Source organism: Comamonas squillarum (assembly GCF_025309455.1).
GTDB lineage: Bacteria > Pseudomonadota > Gammaproteobacteria > Burkholderiales > Burkholderiaceae_C > Comamonas > Comamonas squillarum.
In genome coordinates this window covers 3,069,905-3,089,579 of record NZ_CP104377.1, presented here as the reverse complement: position 1 = coordinate 3,089,579, position 19,675 = coordinate 3,069,905, and the positions used below count along the sequence as shown (strand labels likewise).

The following is a 19,675-nucleotide window of genomic DNA, read 5'->3' as shown; positions in this document are numbered from 1 at the left end:
TTCTACCAACAATGAGCGCGGACAAGGTGCTCATGCGTTCAGTCGCTGGGTGTGTCGGATGGGCGCTGCTTGAGCATTCGGCTGATCCGGATGCTCAGCCCCCACGCCATCGCTGCGAATATGGCGCTGCCCGTGATAGAGCCCATAGAGCGGCCGGAAAACGAGGGGCTGAAAAGCGACCGCTGAACGGTGCTGGCGAGCGTGCGATCTGCAGGAGCGACCCAGGACATGCCCGCTGTGGATTGGTGGACTGAACAGAAGACATACAGCATGGCGCAGCAAACCAAGCCACCCAGCGCGCAGCGCTGTGCGACTTTGGTGAGGTGAACAGACTTCCATCCGTAGGCGATCAGCGGCAGCACCCACAGGGCAATGCCCGGCTGCACATAGCGTTTGAGGCTATCCAACCCTGGCTGGTAGGCATCCGAAAGTGATGCGGTGGCAGCATGGAAGTACACACCCGCGGCGTAGGCCAGCATGAAAGAGAAGGTGGCCATGACTTCCCAATGCAGCCATGGCGATAGAGGGCGGTTGTCGGGGTGCATGCGCGGATTATCAAAGCGCGCATGCAGATGAGGATGAAGTCAGTGTGAACTCGAAACACGGCACACCGGCCCGTGTTTCTGCGTCCGCCCTCAGCCTTGCGCTGCCCGCACACACACCAGCGCTTCCACCTGGTCCAGCAGCATCTGCAGATGGCGCTCGCGCAAGCTGTCACCCAGCAGGTCCACCTGCAGCAGGCTGCGCCAGGTGGCGGCGTGGTCGATGCGAAAGCCGCTCAGCGCAGAGATCAGGTAGTGCACATCGGTGGCAGTGACCTCGGGCTTGAACAGGCCCTGGGCCACGCCGCGCTCCAGGATGCGCTCCAGGGGGGTGAGGGCCGCGCGGCGCAATGATTCGGTGTTGGAGATCTGGCCCAGCATTTCGCCGCCCTGGAAGTTCTCCTGCAGCACCAGGCGGGTGAAGGCCTGGTTGTTGGCGTGGTAGTCAAAGCTTTTCTGGGCCAGTGCATGCAGCGCTTGCAACGGCTCTAGCGCGTCGAGGTTCAGGCTTTCTTCGGAGGCGCGGATATCGGTGTAGCTTTGCTCGATGACGGCCAGGTACACATCCTTCTTGTTGCCGAAGTAGTAGTACAGCATGCGCTTGGCGCAGCCGGCCTTGGCGGCTATGCGTTCAAGCCGGGCGCCGTCATAGCCATAGTTGGCAAACTCGGTCTTGCCGGCGTCGAGCAGGGCCTGGCGCATGCCTGCCGATGCGCCGGGCTCATCGGTCTGGGGGGGTTGAGAGGTTGGCTCTTGCTGGCCTTGCTGCTTGCTCACTGCCGGATCTCCGTGGACACAAGCGGGCAAGCGTACCATGCGCGCCCTTCGCGGAGCGTCGGCAACAAAAAAGCCATGGCTTGCAGTGCAGGCCATGGCGGGTTGTGGGTCAAGGGGCTGGGTCCGACCCCATGCAGGTGCTTACTGGGCCTTGTCAGGCAGCGCGTAGGCGATCACATAGTCGCCACGGTCGGGCGACTGGCGCGCGCCGCCAGCGGAGATCAGCACATACTGCTTGCCGGTCTTGGGCGATTGGTAGGTCATCGGGCCGCCCTGGCTGCCCACGGGCAGGCGGCTTTTCCAGATCTCCTGGCCGTTGGCGGTGTTCCAGGCGCGCAGGTAGTAGTCCTGCGTGCCGGCAAAGAACACCAGGCCGCCCTGGGTGGACAGGCTGCCGCCCAGGGTGGGCAGGCCCACGGGCATCGGCATGCGCATCTTGATGCCCATCGGGCCGGTGTCCTGCACGGTGCCCACGGGCACCTGCCAGACCACTTGCTGGGTCTTCATGTCAATCGCCGAGAGCGTGCCAAAAGGGGGCTTTTGGCAAGGGATGCCCAGCGGCGACATGAAGCGGTCCTTGATGACGGCATAAGGCGTGCCGCCCAGCGGCACCTGGCCCATGCCGGTGTTGGGCTGCTCGCCACCATCGGACAGCGCGGCCTTGGGCTTTTGCGGCATCATCTGCACCCACAGGCCCAGGCGCATGTCGTTGACAAAGATCAGGTGGTTGTTCGGGTCGGCCGAGATACCGCCCCAGTTCATGCCGCCCAGCGAGCCGGGGAAGCTCAGCGACACATCGGTGTCAGGCGCGGTGAACAGGCCGTCATAGCGCATCGACTTGAACTTGATGCGGCAGACCAGCTGGTCCAGCGGCGTCGCGCCCCACATGTCGGCCTCGGTCAGGGTCTGGGTGCCAATCTGCGGCATGCCGACGGAGACGCGCTGGGTGGCGGCATATTTCTCACCGGCAATGCCTGCGGGCTTGACCGGCACATCGTCCACCTGGGTCAGCGGCTGGCCGCTTTGGCGGTCCAGCACAAAGATCTGGCCGGCCTTGGTGCCAACCACCAGCGCGGGCGTGGTGCTGCCATCTTTTTGGGGGAAGTCGATCAAGGTCGGGGCCATCGGAATATCAAAATCCCAGAGGTCGTTGTGCACGGTCTGGTAGACCCATTTCTCATGGCCGTTGGTGGCATCCAGCGCCAGGATGGAGGCGCCGTACTTCAGATCGGCTGCGGAACGGGGTACGCCGTACAGATCGACCGAGGGCGAGCCCATGGGCAGGTAGACGGTGTTGGAGCTGGGGTCGTAGGTGGTGCCGGCCCACACATTGGCGGACGAGCGCGTGTAGGTGGCGCCGGGGGCCAGCACCTCGTTGGGCGTGTTGGAGCCCGCATCAAAGGCCCAGCGCAGCGCGCCGGTCATCACGTCAAAGCCACGGATCACGCCGCCGGGCATATCGACCTGGACGTTGTCGGCCACCCGTCCGCCGACGACGATGGTGGTGCCGGCCACGGTGGGGGCCGATGTGAGCGTGTAGTAGGCCGGGTTGGCAATGGCGCCCAGGCCCTGCTTCAGATCGACAATGCCCTGGTTGCCAAAGCCGGCGCAGAGCTCGCCGTTGTCGGCATTGATGGCAAACAGGCGCGCGTCGATGGTGTTCATCACAATGCGGCGCTGGCACTGGTCGCCTGCGGGCAGTTCGACGGGCTGCACCGGCGACGATCCCGCCACCTGCGGCACCGGCAGCGGCGCATTCGCATCAAAGTAGGCCAGGCCCCGGCAGCGTTCCCAGACACCGCCCACATGCGAGTTGGTGTCGTGGCGCCACAGCTGCTTGCCGGTATCGGCATCGAGCGCAATCACGTTGTTGCTGGGCGTGCAGACAAAGACCTTGTCACCCACTTGCAGCGGCGTGGTCTGGTCTTCGGCACCGGCGCCGGTGGATTGGGGTACATCGCCGGTGTGGAAGGTCCAGGCCACTTGCAGCTGGTTGACGTTGTCCACATTGATCTGGTCCAGCGCCGCAAAGCGGTCGTTGTTCGTGCCGTTGCCGTAATGGCTCCAGTCCTTTTGCGCGCTGGCGGCATCGACCGGCTTGCGGCTGATGGCCGCCTGGTTCTGCACCTCGGGATGGATCTGGAACATGGAGGCAAAGCTCACCAGGCCCACCAGCAACAGCACGCCCGCCAAAGCCAGCGGGCCCTTGTTGCTGCGCGCGCGCGGGGCGCCCGCCTGCAGCAGCGGCAGGCAGGCGCTGACCACCGCTGCGCCAAAGGTCATCGCCAGCAGGCGCGAGACCAGGCTCCAGTAGTCCAGGCCCACCTCGGCCAGGGCCCAGAGCACCGTGGCGGCAAAGGTAGTCAGGTACAGCCAGCCGCCCGAGCGGCGGCCGCGCAGCACCTGCACGCCCGACAGCAGCAGGCCCAGGCCCGCCAGCAAAAAGTACCAGCTGCCGCCCAGGCTGATGAGCTTGCCGCCGCCGACCAGGAAGGCCAGGCCGGCGATGGCCAGCACTGCGCCCAGCACGCCGAGCAGCAGGCGCACGGCCAGTGACGGTACACGCGCTTGTTGTGTCATATCGATCCTCGAATCTGTCTTGGGCCTGGCAGGCGCAGCAGCCCTCTGCACCAGGCCCGGGATGGGGCGTTGTGCAGAGGGCCCGAAGCAGTCGCTGCTACAGACCTTGTCTTGTGTGAGAAAAAATGTCCATTGTGGTGGGAAATAAAGTCCATCGCTGCCTGATGTGTACCGGATATTTCAAGAATTTCTGAAACAAATAGCCGCCGAGCAGCCATGGGCTGGCGCAAATGCTGCTGGGGCGCGCGCTGAAGCGGCGTGGATTCAGGCGCTGAAATGCTGCTTCATCAGCGGCTTGAGGATGCCGTGCACGGCTTTGACCAGGCGGTTGTGCGGCCGCGCGGCCGGTGTGGCCAGCACGATGCGGTTGCGGATCACAGGGTGGCTGACCTGGGCGGTGAACACCGGCGCGCTGCCTGGCCAGGTCTTCACGGCGCTGGCGGGCACGACCGAGCAGCCCACATTGCGGGCGACCAGGGACAGCACCATCTTGATCGAATCGACCTCGGCGACGATGCGTAGCGGCAGCTGCTGGTCTTCGACTGCGTCGTCAAAAATCATGCGCAGCGCCTGCGGGCGGCTGGGCAGCACCAGCGGGTAGTCCACCAGCTGGGCCACTTTGACCCGCTCGGGCAGGGGGCGGGTGCTGATCAGCACCAGGGGCTCGCGCGCCAGCGGCTCGGTCAACAGCTGCGGCGTGGGGCTGGGGTCAAACAGCACGGCCACATCCAGGCGGTCGGCCAGCAGCCATTCGCGCAGGCGAATGCTCAGGCTCTCTTCGACAATGATCGAGGCATCGGGGCAGGCCTGCAAAAACTGCTGCACCACATCGGGCGTGACCAGGCTGGCCACCAAAGGCGGCAGCCCCAGGCGCACCTTGCCGCGCGGGCTTTGCAGACGCGCGGCCATGTCGGCCTTGGCGGCATCGACGGCCGCGCTGATGCTGCGCCCATGGGCCAGCATGGCCTTGCCCGATTCGGTCAGCCGCACGCCCCGGCCATGGCGCTCGAGCAGCGGCTGGCCCAGCTCGGCCTCCAGCAGCTGCACCTGGCGGCTCAGGGTCGGCTGGCTCAGGTTCAGCGCCGCAGCGGCCTTGCTGTAGCTCTGTGCCTGGGCGACCGCCATGAAGTACTGCAAGCGCACAAAATCCATGCATCACCTCTATATCTGATATTTGGATTTTATAGGCGATCAAAAAACTGGCAGTTCCACAATGCGCTCAAGACGACTCTTTGATGGCCTTGCATGAACGCCCCGACACCCGACCTCCAGCAGCCCGTACAGACCTATACGCTGGCGCCCTCGCGCCCCAGTCTGGTGCTGCCCGCCGGCAGCTGCGACAGCCATGTGCATGTGTTTGGCCCGGTGAACGAATTTCCGTATGCGGAGCCGCGCAGCTTCACCCCCGCCGATGCGGGCAAGGAGACCTTGTTTGCGCTGCACCGCCATCTGGGCATCAGCCGCTGCGTGATCGTGCAATCGGCCTGCCATGGCTATGACAACCGCGTGGTCGAGGATGCGATTGCGCATGGCGGCGGCCGCTACCTGGGGGTGGCGCTGGTGCCACTGTCGGTAACGCGTGCCGAGCTGCAGCGTCTGGCCGCAGCAGGTTTTCGGGCGATCCGCTTCAACTTCATGAAGCACCTGAACACTGGCGCTTCCGTTGAGGACGTGGTGGCCTTGACACCGATGCTCGCCGAGCTGGGCATGCACCTGCAGATCCATTTTGAGAGCGCACTGATCCACAGCCTGGGCCCCGTGCTGCAGCAATCGGCCTGCCCGGTGGTGATCGACCACATGGGCCGTGTGGATGCCGCGTTGGGCCGGGAGGGCGCCGATTTTCAGGCACTGCTGCGGCTTCTGGAGCAGCCGCTGTTTTACGTGAAGGTCAGCGGCATCGACCGCATCGATGCGACGCCGCCTTACCTGCACGGCATTGCGCGGGCGCAGGAGCTGGTGGCCCATGCGCCCGACCGCGTGCTCTGGGGCAGTGACTGGCCGCACCCCAACCACACGCATGTGCCCGATGACGGTGTGCTGGTCGATGCGCTCGCGCGGTTCAGCCCCAACCCGGCGCATCTGCAGGCCCTGCTGGTGGACAACCCCCAGCGCCTCTACCGCTTCCCAGCCTGAGATATTCGCAAGGAAAAAAGCATGGCGATTTTTGATGCCCATACCCCCGTCAACCCGCAAGGCCGGCTCGCCGGCAAGGTGGTCTATATCACCGGTGCCGGGGCCGCTGGCGCGGGCTGGGGCAATGGCCGGGCGACGGCGATCCGCTTTGCGCAGGAAGGCGCACTGGTGTTTGGTGTGGACCGCAATGCCCAGGCGCTGCGCGAGACCGAGGGCAGCATCCGCAGTGCGGGCGGCCAGTTTGTCGCCGGCCACTGCGATGTGATGGATGCGGCCTCGATAGCGGCATCGGTGCAGGCCTGCCAGGCGGCGCTCGGGCGCATCGATGTGCTGGTCAACAACGTGGGCGGCTCGGCCAAGGGCGGGCCGGTCGAGATGGACGAAGCGGTCTGGGATGCCCAGCTGGACTACAACCTCAAAAGCGTGTTCCTGTGCTGCAAGGCGGTGCTGCCGCTGATGCAGGCGCAGGGCGCGGGCAGCATCGTCAATATCTCGTCGACCTCGGGCATGCGCTGGACCGGTGCGGCCCAGATTGCCTATGCATCGAGCAAGGCGGCGGTGATCCAGTTTTCCAAGGTGCTGGCCGTGCAGTACGCGCCGCACCGCATCCGCGTGAACACCGTCGTGCCGGGCCAGTTGCACACGCCGATGGTCGAGACCCGCTTGGCCGGCCAGCGCGCAGGTGGCGATGTCGAGGCGCTGCTGGCCCAGCGCCAGGCGCGTATTCCGCTGCCCTTCATGGGCGATGGGCGCGACACCGCCAATGCGGCGCTGTTTCTGGCCTGTGACGAATCGCGCTTTGTGACGGGCACCGAGATTGTGGTGGACGGCGGTATGACCGTGCGCTGCGGATAAAGCAAGATTATTGAAGGAGACAACGATGAGATTCCAAGCCTTTCCCGCAGCCCGCCAGTGGCTGCACGCTGCCGTGCTGGGCACCGCGCTGGGTTGCGCCAGCAGCGCCATGGCGCAAAGCGAGATGACGCGCCTGCTGGTGGCCTTTCCGCCCGGCGGCCCGGTGGACTTCATTGCGCGCACGATGTCGCAGCAGCTGGCCAAGGAATTGGGCCACCCGGTGATTGTGGAAAACAAGCCAGGCGCCAACGGCGCGATTGCTGCCGACAGCGTGATCCGCTCAGCACCCGACGGCAAAACCCTGTGGCTGACCAGCGTGGGTGCGGTCGCCATCAACCCTGCCCTCTACCCCAAGCTGAACTACAAGCCCGCCAGCGACCTGGTGCCCGTCTCGCTGGTGGTCAACAACGTGGAGATCATGGTGGTCAATGCGCAGACCAGTTTCAAGGACGCCAAGGACTTTGTGCAGGCCGCCAGCCAGCGCAAGGACAAGCCGATGACGATGGCGTCGTCCGGCACCGGCAGCGTGCCGCATCTGGCAGCCATCCAGCTCAATGAATCGGCCGGCCTGAATCTGATGCATGTGCCCTACAAGGGCGCGGCCCCTGCCATTACTGACCTGATGGCCGGCCATGTCGATGGCTTCTTTGGCGATATTCCCGGCCTGGTGGGCGCCATTGACAGCGGCAAGTTCCGGCCCGTGGGCATTGCCGCTGCCAAGCGCAGCGCCCGCTACCCGAACGTGCCCACCTTTGACGAGCTGGGCTACAAGGGCGTGGATTCGAACAACTGGTATGCGGTGTTTGCGCCCAAGGGCACCAGCGCCCCGGTGGCAGCCGCTTTGAGCCGCGCCATCCATGCGGCCTTGCATGCACCCGATGTGCAGCGCAAGATCGAGGCCTCGGGTGCCGAAGTGGTGGGCTCCAGCCCCGAAGCGCTGGCCCAGCAGCTGGCGACCGACACCGACAAGTGGACGGCCATCATCCGCCGCAACCGCATCACCCCCGATTGAGTTTGAAAGACTGCCATGCGCATTGAAGCGATTGAGCCAGGCACGCGCAGTGCCCTGGCGGAGTTGGAGCAACAGATTAAGGCCGAGCGCGGCCGCATCTCGCCGCTCTACCAGGTGCTGCTGCACAGCCCGGCCATTGCCAAAGGCTGGGAGCAGATGCTCTCTGCCGTGCGCAACTACAGCAGCATCGATGCCGGGCTGCGCGAGCTGATCATTCTGCGGGTGGCCATGCTCAACCAGGCCGCCTATGAGTTCGAGGCCCATGTACCGCATGCGCTCAAAGCCGGCGTGACGCAGGCCGCCATCGATGCGACGCGCGACACCGGCACCACTGCCAGCCCGGCCTGGGATGGCCTGCAGCAGCTGGCCATCGCGGTGACCGACGCGCTGACCCGCGATCTGCAGGTGCCCGAACCCTTGTTTGCGCAGGTGGCTGCGCGCTTCAATGCACAAGAGCAGGTGGAACTGTTTGCCACCATCGGCGCCTACAACATGGTGTCGCGCTTTTTGAACGCCTTTGAGATTGGCCACTGATGCCCGCACCTGCTAACGCTATCGACAGCCTGCTGCTGCGCTGCACGCCGGCAGCCCATGAAACCGCCACCCCGCTGGCGCAGGCCGCCCTGGCGCTGCTGCGCCAGGACTTGGCCGATCTGCAGCTTGACCTGCGCCTGGCGCGCGTGGCCCAGCAGCCCCAGGGCATTGCCTATCTGTACTTTGCACTCGGCAACCCGCAGCCGCTGAGCGCTGATCAAACCGCGCAGGCCGAGCGCCGTTTGCAGGGCGCGGGCATGGCCGGCCTGGCCGCTTGCGAGCTCTCGCGCCTGCAGCTGGTGATGCACCGGGTGGGCTCCACACACGGCGAGGCCACACCGGTGCACTATGCCGTTGAGATGGACCCCGAAGCCGGCTGGCAAGACGAGTTGTTCGCCTGGTATGACCAGGAGCATCTGCCCGGCCTGGCCGCCGTGGCCGGCACCGCCCAGGCCTTTCGCTACCTGAACCTGGACCATGGCCCGCTGTCGCTCGCCTGCTATGACCTGGTCGATGCCGAGGTGATGGGCTGCCCGGCCTGGCTGGCGGTGCGGGGTACAGATTGGAGCGCGCGCGTGCGGCCCCATTTCACCAACACGCGGCGCACGATGTTTGATGCGCAGCCGCTGGTTGTGGCGATACGCTAGGCACCGGCCACTGGCGAGCACAGCTCCACCAGCGTGCCATCCGGGCAGCGCACATAGGCCACCACCTGGCCCCAGGGCTTGGTGGTGGGGGCAGCGAGCGCCGTAGCACCGGCCGCCAATGCGCTGGCATAGGCCTGGGCCACATCACTGCTGACCAGCGCAATCTCTACCCCCAGCGGTTGGGCCGATTCGGACGCGGCCACATGACCGCCGCTGAAGTTGGCATGGCCCAGCGCATGGTCGGCAAAGGCCAAGGTGGTGGCACCGGTCTCCAGCTCGCCATAGCTGCCCGAGGGGTGCAGAAAACGGGTGGCCAGGCCAAAGGCCTGCGAGAAAAAAGCCAACGATGCCGCGACATCGGGCACATAGACGATGGTGTAGCCGAACTGCAGTGCTTGCATGGTGGGCGCCCTTTTTTTAGAACATATTCCTGGACCCGCACCAGCGGGCCACGCTTGCCGAACGCCCGAGACCGTGTTCAGACCACGGCAGGGAGTGGGGCTGAAAGACTTTAGCGGCTGGTGCAGGCCTTGCAGGTTTGCAGGGCCAGGCGGTGCAGTGCCTGCCAACCATTGGCCGGCCACTCGGGCACCTTCAGGCCCTTGACGATGCCATCGACCGCGTGGGCCGAGTGCAGCAGGCGGGCGACGGTGGCATCGCTGATGCGGGGCAGCACGCGCTCAAAATGGCGCTCCTTGTTGCCCCAGACGCGGTTCTCGCGCAGGGCCATTGGCATGGGCCTGCCGTTGCGCAGCGCGTCTTTCACCCGCTTCATCGCGCGGATGTCTTCGGCCAGCGCCCAGTGCACCAGCACCTCGGCCTCGCCCTCAGCCTGCAGGCCGTTGAGCATGCGCTCGGTGCGCAGCACCTGGCCGGAGAGCACGGCATCCGAGAGCTTGAACACGTCGTAGCGGGCGACATTCAGCACCGCCTGTTCGACCTGCTCAAAGCCGAGCTCGCCTGCCGGGTAGAGCAGGCCGAGCTTTTGAATTTCCTGGTGGGCGGCGAGCAGGTTGCCCTCGACCCGGTCGGCAAAAAAGGCCAGGGTGCGCTGGCCTTCCTCGCCGGCTTTGACATGCTGCTCCTGCCGCTGCAGGCGCTGGGCGATCCAGGCGGGCAGCGCGGCGCGCTCGATGCTGTCGACCTGCAGGGTGACGCCATGCGACTCCAGCGCGGCAAACCAGGCGCCGGTCTTGGTGGCCTTGTCCAGGCGCGGCAGCACCACGATGGTCAAGGTGCTGTCGTTGTCCACACTGCTGCTGACCAGCTGCTGCAGCGCCGTGCTGCCATCCTTGCCAGGCTTGCCGCTGGGGATGCGCACTTCGATGATCTGCTTGTCGGCAAAGAGGCTCAGGCTCCCGCCGGCAGCGAGCACTGCGCTCCAGTCAAAATGCGCGCCAGCGACGGTGAAGCTGCTGCGCTCGGTGTAACCGTTGGCGCGCGCGCTGGCACGGATGGCATCCACGGCCTCCTGCACCAACAGGGGCTCGTCGCCATGCACGGTGTACAGAGACCGCAGCCCCTTGCCCAACTGGGCACTCAACTGATTCAACGGCACTTGCATGCTTGGTGGCGCTTCCAGCGCGGCGTGGCCGCAGCGCTTGTCATTCGGTAGGGGTGACGGACTTGACGATGGCCAGGCGCCGCACGATCTGCTGAACGATGTCGGTCTGCATGTTGCGGTAGAGCATGTCCTCTTCGTTCGCCTTGGACAGTGCGTAGGTTTCCAGGTAGCTGATCTCGCGGTACTGCATCAACTCGGAATCGGGCACATAGAGGGCGCCCTTGGCATCACGCACCCGAAAACGCGTGATCAGGCGGATCTGCAGCTCGCGCACCTCGCCGGCCGCATTGCGCGAGACGACGACGCGCTCGCGGCGCTGGCCCAGGTCATCGAAGATGGCCTCAGCCTGCGTGGCCTGGCTCGGGTCGCGCAGCACCTGCAGGCTGCCGGCAGCCTCCAGGTGGCGTTGCAGCTCTTTGAGGAAGCCCGAATTGGCGTTGCCGTTCAAATACAGCGATTTGAACGCGAAATCCACCGATCCGCGCAGTTTGAAGCCGCATGCCGCCAGCAGCGGCACGCTTGCCAGGGCAGTAAGCAGCGTGCGTTTTTGCATGGCGCTTAGACTACCACGTTCACCAGGCGGCCCGGCACGATGATGACTTTCTTCGGGGTCGCGCCATTGGCGATTTTCTGGAAGTCTTCATTGGCCAGAGCAGCCGCTTCAATCGTGGCCTTGTCGGCGCCGGCAGCGATGATGATGGAGCCGCGCAGCTTGCCGTTGACCTGCAGCATCAGCTCGATTTCGTCCTGCACCAGCGCCTGGGCATCGACCTCGGGCCAGGCGGCGTCCAGCAGGCCCCCAAAGGCCTGCTGGTAGCCCAGCGCATCCCACAGCACCTGCGTCAGGTGGGGCGTGGCCGGGTAGAGCGCGCGCAGCAAAATGCCAAAGCCCTCGACCAGCGCGGCGCGGCCGCCTTCGCTGTCCACGGCCTTGAAGTCTTCCAGCGCGTTGATCATCTTCATCGCGCCCGACACCACCGTGTTGTACTGCATGCGGCTGTAGTCATAGGCCACTTGCTTGAGCACGGTGTGGATCTCCAGGCGCAGCGCCTTGGCTTCCTTGCCAAAGGCGGCGTTCGCAGCACTGGCCGCCTGGGCGCGGGCGGCATCGAACTCAGGCGCATGCAGCTTGCTGCCGAAGTTGTAGACACGGCGCAGGAAGCGGTAGCTGCCCTCGACGGCCGACTCGTTCCACTCCAGGGTCAGCTCGGGCGGCGCGGTGAACATGGTGTAGAGCCGCGCGGTATCGGCGCCGTACTTCTCGATCAGGTCCTGCGGGTCGACCCCGTTGTTCTTGGACTTGGACATCGTGCCCACGCCCTCGTAGTCGATCGCGGTGCCAACGGGCAGCAGGCCATCGGCGCTGTCCACGGCCACCTTGAGCTGGGCGCCCACGACCTTGCCGGTCTCGTCCAACACCTGCTCCACATCCTTGGGCCAGAAGTATTCCTTGCCACCCTTGGCGGTGCGGCGGCTGTAGATGTGGTTGAGCACCATGCCTTGCGTGAGCAGCTTGGTGAAGGGCTCGTCGACCTTGACCAGACCCAGGTCGCGCATGACCTTGGTCCAGAAGCGTGCGTACAGCAAGTGCAGGATCGCGTGCTCGATGCCACCGATGTACTGGTCCATCGGCATCCAGTAGTCGGCGCCGTCGGCCACCATCTTCTCGCTGTTCTTGGCATCGCAATAACGCATGAAGTACCAGGAAGAATCCACAAAGGTGTCCATGGTGTCGGTCTCGCGGCGGGCCGGCTTGCCGCAGCAGGGGCAGACCACGCCGGCGTGGAAGGCTTCGCTCTTGATCAGCGGGTTGCCCGAGCCATCGGGCACCAGGTCTTGGGGCAGCACGACTGGCAGGTCCTTCTCGGGCACGGGCTGGGCACCGCAGTCTTCGCAGTGGATGATCGGGATGGGGGTGCCCCAGTAGCGCTGGCGGCTCACGCCCCAATCGCGCAGGCGCCAGGTGGTTTTCAGTTCGCCCAGGCCCTTGGCTTCGAGCGCCTTGGCCACCGCTTGCACGCCTTCCTTGTAGTGCAGGCCATCAAAGGCGCCGGATTCGATGAGGACGCCGCGCTCCTTGTCGCCATACCAGTCATGCCACTGCTGCTGGTCGTAGGGGCCTTCGCCTTCGACGGCCACCACCTGGCGGATCGGCAGGCCGTATTTGTTGGCAAACGCAAAGTCGCGCTCGTCGTGGGCGGGCACGCCCATCACGGCGCCGTCGCCATAGCTCATCAGCACATAGTTGCCGATCCAGACCTCGACCTGCGCGCCGGTGATCGGGTGCGTGACGAACAGGCCCGTGGGCTTGCCTTCCTTTTCCTTGACGGCCAGTTCGGCCTCGGTGGTGCCGCCCTTCTTGCATTCTTCGATGAAGGCCGCCAGCTCGGGGTTGGAGGCAGCGGCATGGGTGGCCAGTGGGTGCTCAGGGGCCACTGCGCAGAAGGTCACACCCATGATGGTGTCGGCACGCGTCGTGAAGACATACATCTTGCCCTCGCCGATCAAGCTGCCATCGGCGTTCTTCACGCCATGCGTGAACGCAAAGCGCACGCCGGCGCTCTTGCCGATCCAGTTTTCCTGCATCAGGCGCACCTTGTCGGGCCAGCCGGTCAAGGTTGCCTTGTCGTTGCCCATCTGCACATGGTCCAGCAGCTCTTGCGCGTACTGGGTAATGGCCAGGTAGTAGCCCGGGATCTCGCGCTTTTCCACCAGCGCGCCGGTGCGCCAGCCACGGCCGTCGATCACCTGCTCATTGGCCAGCACAGTCTGGTCCACCGGGTCCCAGTTCACGGTCTGGGTCTTGCGGTAGGCGATGCCCTTGTCCAGCATCTTGAGGAACAGCCACTGGTTCCACTTGTAGTAGTCGGGGTCGCAGGTGGCCACTTCGCGGCTCCAGTCGATCGCCAGACCCATCGCCTGCATCTGCTTTTTCATGTAGGCGATGTTGTCGTAGGTCCACTGCGCAGGCGGCACGCTGTTCTTGATAGCGGCGTTCTCGGCCGGCAGACCAAAGGCATCCCAGCCCATGGGCATCAGCACGTTGTAGCCTTGCATGCGCAGCTGGCGCGTGAGCATGTCGTTGATCGTGTAGTTGCGCACATGGCCCATGTGCAGCTTGCCGCTGGGGTAGGGCAGCATCGAGCAGGCGTAGAACTTTTTCTTGCCCGCGTCCTCGGACACGCGGTAGGCATCTTGGGCTTGCCACTGGCTTTGCGCGGCGGCTTCTACGTCGGAGTGGTTGTATTTTTCTTGCATGGAACTGGTCAGGAAAAAGCGGCCGCCCACGGGCATTCCGGGGCGAGGTCAATTGGGCAAAGATTGTAGGCCCATCGCCATAGCCCGTGGATGGCGAGTGCCGCACGCTGGGGTGCGGTTATACATGCCATGTAAAAATAAATGAATATCTCTCTATTGATAGCCAATATGGTGGTGGCTTGCCCTTGGCGGGTCGCCCTGGGCGGCGCCGGCCGCATCCCCCCATTTCCAACCGATTTATCCCCCCTTTGAAAGGACTCTGCCTCGTGACCTGGGAAACCCTGGACCAATACGAACCCTGGATGCAAACGGCCGCCGGTCTGGCGGCCTTGGTATTGCTGGCCTATGCACTGCGCCTGGTGGTGCGCATGGCGCTGCTGCAGATCGTGCCGCGCTTTCGCTCCAGCCTGGGCGCGGCCTGGCTGCGCACCTTGCTGGACAACCGCATTCTGGTGCGCGTGGCGCAGATCGTGCCCTCGCTGGTGGTTCAGACGGGCATTGCCGCGGTGCCGCACCTGCCAGTCATTGCCAGCACGGTGATCCGCAATGTGGCGATTGCGGTGACGGCGCTGCAGGTGGCGCGCCTGCTGTGCGCCATCATGGACGGCATCCAGCAGGCCAACGAGAGCCAGCTGGAATCGGCCCAAAGCACGCGCTCGGTCAAAAGCTATGTGCAGCTGGGCAAGATGCTGGTGATGGTGGTCGCGGGCATCGTGATGGTGGCGACCTTGATCGACCGCTCGCCGCTGATTCTGCTCAGCGGCCTGGGCGCCATGTCGGCGGTGCTGATGCTGGTATTCAAGGACACGATCCTGTCGTTTACCGCTGGCGTGCAGCTGTCGAGCAATGACATCCTTCGCGTGGGCGACTGGCTGGAGATGAACCAGGTCGGCGCCGATGGTGCCGTGGTGGACATGGCGCTCAACACCGTCAAGGTGCGCAACTGGGACAACACGATCACCACCATTCCCACCTGGCGCTTGATGAGCGACAGCTTCAAGAACTGGCGCGGCATGTCGGAATCGGGCGGCCGCCGCATCAAGCGGCCCCTGTGCATCGACACCACCTCGGTGCGCTTTCTGACCCGCGCCGAAATCGCTGAACTCAGCCACATCGCCTTGCTGCGCCCCTACCTGGAAGGCAAGGTCGCTGAGATCACCGCCTACAACCAGGATTTCTCGGCCAAGGCGCCGGACATGGCCGACGAGATCGTCAACCTGCGCCAGCTGACCAATATCGGCACCTACCGCGCCTACTGCAATGCCTATTTGCAAGCCCACCCCAAGCTGCGCAAGGACATGACCTTGATGGCCCGCGCGATGGAGCCGACCAACCAGGGCTCGCCGCTCGAGATCTATGCATTTACCGACACCACCGCCTGGCTCGAGTACGAGGCGATCCAGGGCGATATCTTTGACCACCTGATCGCCATCCTGCCGGAGTTCGGCCTGCGCGTGTTCCAGGTGCCCTCAGGCAATGACATGCAGGTGGCGCTGCGCCAGCACGAAGTGCAGGCCCTGCAGCGCTGATCGTGTCTGTTGCCTAGTGCCGCGCCCCCTGGGCCGGTGCTGGCGCGGGTGACGGTGACGATGAGGGCACATTCGCTACCGCTTCGGGCAGCGGCTCGGGCGCCACGGCCACCGGCTCGTCGGCCTCTGGCACGGGCGCTTCGCTGGCCACACCGGTCGCTTCCGGGCTGGTGATGCCCAGCGGGCTTTCCCAGATCGAGCGGCCTGGCAGCGGCAGCACCGGCTGGCCATCGCCATCGGCCAGGCCCACCAGCAGCGCGCGGCCATCGGGCAGCACGCGGAAGTCGCCATAGCGGGTCTGCTCAAAATGCCGGCCCTGGCCTTCGGGGAAGAAGTAGGCATCGGTCACCAGCACCCACTGGCCCTTGAGGCGCTTGAGCGGCAGCGCCACCTCGCCTTTTTGCAAGGGCTCGGTCGCGGTCAGCAAGCCCAAGATGGTGGCCACGCCCTGGTCGTCAACGCTGGCGCGCACCAGCTGGCTGGCGCTGACGATGTCCTTGAGCTTTTCACGCATCTCAAAGGGCAGCGCAAAGTTCAGCGCCATATAGTCGCCCTGCATCAAGGAGCGCGGGTCCACCGGGATCAGCGGCACCAGAATGCGCTGGCCATGGGCAATGACCTGCTCCTTGCCGCGCACATCCCAGTTGACCAGGCCCAGCGCCAGCACCGCGCCCACGACCAGACCGACCCATTGCAGCCGGCGCTGCGGCGCTGCAGGCGGCGTGTCTGCGCCAGCGCCGGCATCGGCCGCGCGGCGCAGCGCCCACAGGCAGGCCAGCAGCAGCGCGCCAGCCAGCGCCAGGCCCAGGCCCTTGGCCGCCAGCGACCAACCCAGGTGGTAGTAGAACTGGCCTAGCGCGACCAGCGCCAGCAGCGCGCAGAGCACTGCAATTCGCCAGCGCGCCGCCAGCAAGGCACCCGCGGCGACCAGGCCAACAACGGCCAGCCCGGTGCTGAACCAGGCGGCCAGCGCCAGCATGGCGCCCGCCAGCAGCAGGCTGTGCTCGCCCTGGCGGTTGGTGGTGCCGCGCGCACGCCATTGGCGGGCCAGCATCCAGGCCGACAGCGCCACCACCACCACGGCCAGCGCGCGTCCGGCAGGAAAGGCCCAGGGCATGAAGTCGCCGCTCTGCTCCCAGAAGATGGCGCGGGCGACATAACCCGAGGCGAAATTGCTGATCAGCACGCCGACGATGGCCGCATCGGCAAAGGCGGCCCAGCGCGGCCGGGACCAGCGCTGCGCCGGCGTGGCCAGGCGCGCGGGTTCGGCACGCAGCCACAGGCACCACAGCAGCGCGGGCAGCAGCGCATCGATCTGCAGCGGCAGCAAGGCTGGCAGCCAGGACTGCAGCGCCATGAGGCTGACCACCACGGCCATGCCCCAGCCCAGGCCCATCAGCGACTGGATCCAGCGCATCTGCGCCAGCGCGGCGCCCAGCATCAGCACCAGCGCCGAGACCGTACCAATCAGCAGCACACCCAGGCGTGAGTCAGCCACATCGCCCAGGTTGACCAGCACCAGCAGCCCGCCCGCGCACCAGAGCACCAGCGCCACGCAGTTGATGAAGGCATGGCGGGACTGGCGCATCAAACCACCGGCTGCGGCCAGAAACACCAGGCCCAGCACCAAGCCGCCGGCACCAAAGACAAAACGCTCGCCCAGCGCCAGCGCCAGAAATACCGCCAGCGGCACCAGGCTGGCCAGCGCACCCAGCATGGCCAACGCCAGCACCAGGACCGGGGGCTCATCCAGATCTTGCACAGGCGCATCGCCTTGCACCAGGCCTTGCTGGCGGGCCGGGGACCACCAGGCCGGTTGCGTGCGCAGAAATGACAGAGGACGGATAGCAGCCATTACAGCACCTCCTGGTGGTCGCGCTGCTGGGCATGCAGGTAGTGCTGCGCTGCCATCAAGGCCTTGACCGAAGCGCCCAGGCAGACCATCACCACCACGGCAAAGGCGAGCAGGGCCTCGGTCTCATGCCACTCGAATATCCAGCGGGCAATCAGCGACAGCACCAGCACATTGGCGGCCAAGGTGGCCAGGCAAGTGCAGATAAAGTCGCGAAAACGGCTGAACAGCGCCACCAGCAAGCTGGCAGCCACCAAGGCGCCGCTGAGCGCAAAGGCCGCCAGGGTCTGGCGCGTGGCCTCGTCAAACAGCTGTACGGTGGCAATGGCCGACCAGGCTGCCAGCGCGACGCCCAGCGCCAGGCGCTGCGACCACCAGCCCATGCCGCCGCGCACCCGCAGGGCCGGCACGCAGTACACCAGCAGCGGCACCAGCGCCAGCGCCAGCCAAAGCGCCAGGCGCAGCAGCAGCTGGGGCAGGGTATCGCGGTCGGCGACCAGGACCTGCCAGAGGTCGAGCTTGCCGGTCCAGAACACGATGGCGGCTGCGACGATCAGCACCCAGACGCACCAGAGCAGATCGCTGGCAGCCAGTGCCACCCAGATGAGCGAGAGCGCCGCCCAGGCGGCAAACAGCTGCCAGGCATCGGCGCCGGTCTGGTAGGTCTGGCCCACATAGGCCAGCAGGCCGCCCAGCACCAGGGTGGCGCACAGCAGCGCCGCCAGCCGCAGGCGCGGCCACAGACAGGCGGCCAGCACGGACAGCGCCAGCGTGCCCTCGATCAGGCCCAGCTTGAACCAGTGCGACTGCGCCTGCCAGTTGGCCGCCACCCAGAAGATCAGCCCGCTGGCCACCAGCAGCGCGGCCACCAGCAGCAGGCCGGCGCGGATTTTGCGGGCCAGATCGGCCGGGGCACCGGCTGAGACAGCCAGTGCATACAGCGGCGCGATGCGCGGGTCGCCTGGCGCCGACTGGGCGCTGACCTGGTACAGGGTGGAGTCCATGCGTTTGTTCCTCGTTGGTGGGCCGCTTGCACGGCGGTGCAGCGGTGGCCCTGGTGCAGCCGCCCCAGGCAGCCTGCACACAGCCTGCAATATAACCAAACGCTTCTGGGCCAGGGCATGCGCCAGTTCAGGTAGCTTCAAACGATACTGCCGGAGCCCGCCAGGCGAGACCGGGCCGGGGTGCTCAGCGTGCGGCGGCAGCCTGGGGTTGGGCCACAAAGCCCATGCGGCTGAGGCCGGCGCTTTGCGCCGCATCCATCAGTTCGACGGCGCGGGCATAGGGCAGGCTCTGGTCGATGGACAGCTGCACCTCGGTCTGCGGATTGCGCTCGGCCTGCTGCTTGAACAGCGCTTTGAGGGCCTCCATGTCGGTGGGCTGGCCATCGGCAAACAGCGCGCCCTGGGCATTGAGCTGCACCGCAATCGCCGCCGGCGGATTGGCCCGGGTGGCGCTGGCGGCCTGGGGCAGGTCCAGGCGGATGGAGGCGGCCAGCAAGGGCGCTGCCATGATGAAGATAACCAGCAGCACCAGCATCACATCCACCAGCGGCGTCACATTGATGGCGCTGATCGGCGCGCTGGCCGGGGTTTTGTTGAAGCGACCGAATGCCATGGTGCGAAGGGCCTGGGTTGGCGGCGGCTCAGCGGCTGCCCACCAGGGCGATGCTATCCACGGCATTGTGGGCCTGCATGCCGGCGTAGGCCTGCGGCGCCTGGGCGGCTTGCTGCAAGGCCCAGGTCTGCATGTCGTGGGCAAAGCCTTCGAGCAGCTCCTCGACCTGCGCGAGCTTGCGGCCCAGCAGGTTGTAGGCCAGCACGGCCGGCAAGGCAACGGCCAGGCCGGCGGCGGTCATCACCAGCGCCTCGCCCACGGGGCCGGCCAGTTGCTCCAGGCTGACATGCTCGGCGCCGGCCAGTGCCGCCAGCGCCTGGTGGATGCCCCAGACGGTGCCCAGCAGGCCGACAAAGGGGGCAGTGGCGCCAATGGACGCGAGCACCGTCTGCCCCCATTGCAGCCGGTGGCTGGCGCCATGCAGCGCCTCGCGCAGCACGCGGGTGGTTTGCACCTGGGCGCCGCTGGCCACAGCCAGGCTGTGGTTGGCTGCGGGCTCGGCCGCCACAATGTGCGCAATCGCATCGGCTACCGGGGTCAGCAAGGCGGCGCGGTCAATGGTTGGCAGCGCCAGGCGTGCCTGCTCCCAGCTGCTGGCCTGCCAGAAAGCATCGGTGGCCCGCAAGGTGGCGCCATGGGCGCGGCCCAGCCACCAGGCCTTGTAGAGAATCAGCACCCAGCTGGTGACGGACATGAGCAACAAGACCAGGGCCGTGGCCCGGGCGACGCCGTCTGCTTGCGAGAGCCATTGCCCCATCGTCATGGTTGGCCGTCC

General features: G+C 65.8%; 18 protein-coding genes. 6 read left to right on the top strand and 12 right to left on the bottom strand.

Annotated elements, in window-relative coordinates; all coding sequences use genetic code 11:
* Positions 1-38: 38 nt before the first annotated feature.
* The 4 genes from N4T19_RS14295 to N4T19_RS14280 all read right to left on the bottom strand — a co-directional run bounded on the left by N4T19_RS14295 (position 39) and on the right by N4T19_RS14280 (position 5,051).
* Complete coding sequence (locus tag N4T19_RS14295) at positions 39-545, bottom strand: hypothetical protein (RefSeq protein WP_260718348.1); 507 nt, start codon at positions 543-545, stop codon at positions 39-41.
* Positions 546-635: 90 nt separating this feature from the next.
* A complete protein-coding gene (locus N4T19_RS14290) occupies positions 636-1,319 on the bottom strand; it encodes a TetR family transcriptional regulator (RefSeq protein ID WP_182343886.1) in 684 nt (227 codons plus the stop codon).
* Between the two features lie 141 nt (positions 1,320-1,460).
* A complete protein-coding gene (locus tag N4T19_RS14285; RefSeq protein WP_260718347.1) occupies positions 1,461-3,899 on the bottom strand; it encodes a membrane-bound PQQ-dependent dehydrogenase, glucose/quinate/shikimate family in 2,439 nt (812 codons plus the stop codon).
* Between the two features lie 264 nt (positions 3,900-4,163).
* Positions 4,164-5,051 carry a LysR family transcriptional regulator gene (locus N4T19_RS14280; protein ID WP_182343882.1) on the bottom strand — a complete coding sequence of 296 codons (888 nt, stop codon included), beginning with the start codon at positions 5,049-5,051 and terminating at the stop codon, positions 4,164-4,166.
* Positions 5,052-5,144: 93 nt separating this feature from the next.
* Between N4T19_RS14280 and N4T19_RS14275 the strand changes: the two genes are divergently transcribed.
* Genes N4T19_RS14275 through N4T19_RS14255 form a run of 5 tightly spaced genes read left to right on the top strand, consistent with a single transcriptional unit; the run spans position 5,145 to position 9,080 of the window.
* Complete coding sequence (locus N4T19_RS14275) at positions 5,145-6,032, top strand: amidohydrolase family protein (protein WP_260718344.1); 888 nt, start codon at positions 5,145-5,147, stop codon at positions 6,030-6,032.
* Between the two features lie 21 nt (positions 6,033-6,053).
* Complete coding sequence (locus tag N4T19_RS14270) at positions 6,054-6,887, top strand: SDR family NAD(P)-dependent oxidoreductase (RefSeq protein ID WP_116927639.1); 834 nt, start codon at positions 6,054-6,056, stop codon at positions 6,885-6,887.
* Positions 6,888-6,912: 25 nt separating this feature from the next.
* The gene (locus N4T19_RS14265) at positions 6,913-7,899 is read left to right on the top strand and encodes a Bug family tripartite tricarboxylate transporter substrate binding protein (RefSeq protein ID WP_260718342.1); all 987 of its coding nucleotides are present in this window, start codon (positions 6,913-6,915) and stop codon (positions 7,897-7,899) included.
* Positions 7,900-7,914: 15 nt separating this feature from the next.
* Complete coding sequence (locus N4T19_RS14260; RefSeq protein ID WP_116927637.1) at positions 7,915-8,433, top strand: carboxymuconolactone decarboxylase family protein; 519 nt, start codon at positions 7,915-7,917, stop codon at positions 8,431-8,433.
* Positions 8,433-9,080: a hypothetical protein gene (locus N4T19_RS14255; RefSeq protein WP_260718341.1), complete on the top strand. Its 648-nt coding sequence runs from the start codon at positions 8,433-8,435 to the stop codon at positions 9,078-9,080. Before N4T19_RS14260 ends, N4T19_RS14255 begins: the two co-directional genes overlap by 1 nt.
* On the opposite strand, the gene N4T19_RS14250 is transcribed toward N4T19_RS14255, so the two are convergent.
* The 4 genes from N4T19_RS14250 to leuS all read right to left on the bottom strand — a co-directional run bounded on the left by N4T19_RS14250 (position 9,077) and on the right by leuS (position 13,902).
* Positions 9,077-9,472, bottom strand: a complete 396-nt coding sequence (locus N4T19_RS14250; RefSeq protein ID WP_260720304.1) for a VOC family protein — start codon at positions 9,470-9,472, stop codon at positions 9,077-9,079. The two genes, N4T19_RS14255 and N4T19_RS14250, sit on opposite strands and share 4 nt — an antisense overlap.
* Positions 9,473-9,591: 119 nt before the next feature.
* A complete protein-coding gene (holA, locus tag N4T19_RS14245; protein ID WP_182343872.1) occupies positions 9,592-10,644 on the bottom strand; it encodes a DNA polymerase III subunit delta in 1,053 nt (350 codons plus the stop codon).
* A gap of 40 nt (positions 10,645-10,684) precedes the next feature.
* Positions 10,685-11,197, bottom strand: coding sequence for an LPS-assembly lipoprotein LptE (locus N4T19_RS14240; RefSeq protein ID WP_116927635.1), 513 nt, complete (start codon positions 11,195-11,197; stop codon positions 10,685-10,687).
* 5 nt (positions 11,198-11,202) lie between these two features.
* Positions 11,203-13,902: a leucine--tRNA ligase gene (gene leuS, locus N4T19_RS14235; protein ID WP_260718338.1), complete on the bottom strand. Its 2,700-nt coding sequence runs from the start codon at positions 13,900-13,902 to the stop codon at positions 11,203-11,205.
* Positions 13,903-14,204: 302 nt separating this feature from the next.
* Between leuS and N4T19_RS14230 the strand changes: the two genes are divergently transcribed.
* Positions 14,205-15,431 carry a mechanosensitive ion channel family protein gene (locus N4T19_RS14230; RefSeq protein ID WP_182345508.1) on the top strand — a complete coding sequence of 409 codons (1,227 nt, stop codon included), beginning with the start codon at positions 14,205-14,207 and terminating at the stop codon, positions 15,429-15,431.
* Positions 15,432-15,444: 13 nt separating this feature from the next.
* Here N4T19_RS14230 and N4T19_RS14225 read toward each other — a convergent pair whose 3' ends face one another.
* From N4T19_RS14225 to N4T19_RS14210, 4 genes are all read right to left on the bottom strand, one after another.
* The gene (locus tag N4T19_RS14225) at positions 15,445-17,286 is read right to left on the bottom strand and encodes a GDYXXLXY domain-containing protein (RefSeq protein WP_260718336.1); all 1,842 of its coding nucleotides are present in this window, start codon (positions 17,284-17,286) and stop codon (positions 15,445-15,447) included.
* A complete protein-coding gene (locus tag N4T19_RS14220) occupies positions 17,286-18,287 on the bottom strand; it encodes a DUF2157 domain-containing protein (RefSeq protein WP_260718335.1) in 1,002 nt (333 codons plus the stop codon). The genes N4T19_RS14225 and N4T19_RS14220 overlap by 1 nt, the downstream gene beginning before the upstream one ends.
* Positions 18,288-18,471: 184 nt before the next feature.
* A complete protein-coding gene (locus N4T19_RS14215) occupies positions 18,472-18,900 on the bottom strand; it encodes an ExbD/TolR family protein (RefSeq protein WP_116927822.1) in 429 nt (142 codons plus the stop codon).
* A gap of 28 nt (positions 18,901-18,928) precedes the next feature.
* A complete protein-coding gene (locus N4T19_RS14210) occupies positions 18,929-19,657 on the bottom strand; it encodes a MotA/TolQ/ExbB proton channel family protein (protein ID WP_182345507.1) in 729 nt (242 codons plus the stop codon).
* Positions 19,658-19,675 lie beyond the last annotated feature (18 nt).

Excerpts from the sequence above, each read along its gene's own strand:
- N4T19_RS14295 (WP_260718348.1), bottom strand. The coding sequence starts at position 545 with ATGCACCCCGACAACCGCCCTCTATCGCCATGGCTGCATTGGGAAGTC.
- N4T19_RS14285 (WP_260718347.1), bottom strand. The coding sequence starts at position 3,899 with ATGACACAACAAGCGCGTGTACCGTCACTGGCCGTGCGCCTGCTGCTC.
- N4T19_RS14280 (WP_182343882.1), bottom strand. The coding sequence starts at position 5,051 with ATGGATTTTGTGCGCTTGCAGTACTTCATGGCGGTCGCCCAGGCACAG.
- N4T19_RS14275 (WP_260718344.1), top strand. The coding sequence starts at position 5,145 with ATGAACGCCCCGACACCCGACCTCCAGCAGCCCGTACAGACCTATACG.
- N4T19_RS14270 (WP_116927639.1), top strand. The coding sequence starts at position 6,054 with ATGGCGATTTTTGATGCCCATACCCCCGTCAACCCGCAAGGCCGGCTC.
- N4T19_RS14265 (WP_260718342.1), top strand. The coding sequence starts at position 6,913 with ATGAGATTCCAAGCCTTTCCCGCAGCCCGCCAGTGGCTGCACGCTGCC.
- N4T19_RS14260 (WP_116927637.1), top strand. The coding sequence starts at position 7,915 with ATGCGCATTGAAGCGATTGAGCCAGGCACGCGCAGTGCCCTGGCGGAG.
- N4T19_RS14255 (WP_260718341.1), top strand. The coding sequence starts at position 8,433 with ATGCCCGCACCTGCTAACGCTATCGACAGCCTGCTGCTGCGCTGCACG.
- holA (WP_182343872.1), bottom strand. The coding sequence starts at position 10,644 with ATGCAAGTGCCGTTGAATCAGTTGAGTGCCCAGTTGGGCAAGGGGCTG.
- N4T19_RS14240 (WP_116927635.1), bottom strand. The coding sequence starts at position 11,197 with ATGCAAAAACGCACGCTGCTTACTGCCCTGGCAAGCGTGCCGCTGCTG.
- leuS (WP_260718338.1), bottom strand. The coding sequence starts at position 13,902 with ATGCAAGAAAAATACAACCACTCCGACGTAGAAGCCGCCGCGCAAAGC.
- N4T19_RS14230 (WP_182345508.1), top strand. The coding sequence starts at position 14,205 with ATGCAAACGGCCGCCGGTCTGGCGGCCTTGGTATTGCTGGCCTATGCA.
- N4T19_RS14225 (WP_260718336.1), bottom strand. The coding sequence starts at position 17,286 with ATGGCTGCTATCCGTCCTCTGTCATTTCTGCGCACGCAACCGGCCTGG.
- N4T19_RS14220 (WP_260718335.1), bottom strand. The coding sequence starts at position 18,287 with ATGGACTCCACCCTGTACCAGGTCAGCGCCCAGTCGGCGCCAGGCGAC.
- N4T19_RS14215 (WP_116927822.1), bottom strand. The coding sequence starts at position 18,900 with ATGGCATTCGGTCGCTTCAACAAAACCCCGGCCAGCGCGCCGATCAGC.
- N4T19_RS14210 (WP_182345507.1), bottom strand. The coding sequence starts at position 19,657 with ATGGGGCAATGGCTCTCGCAAGCAGACGGCGTCGCCCGGGCCACGGCC.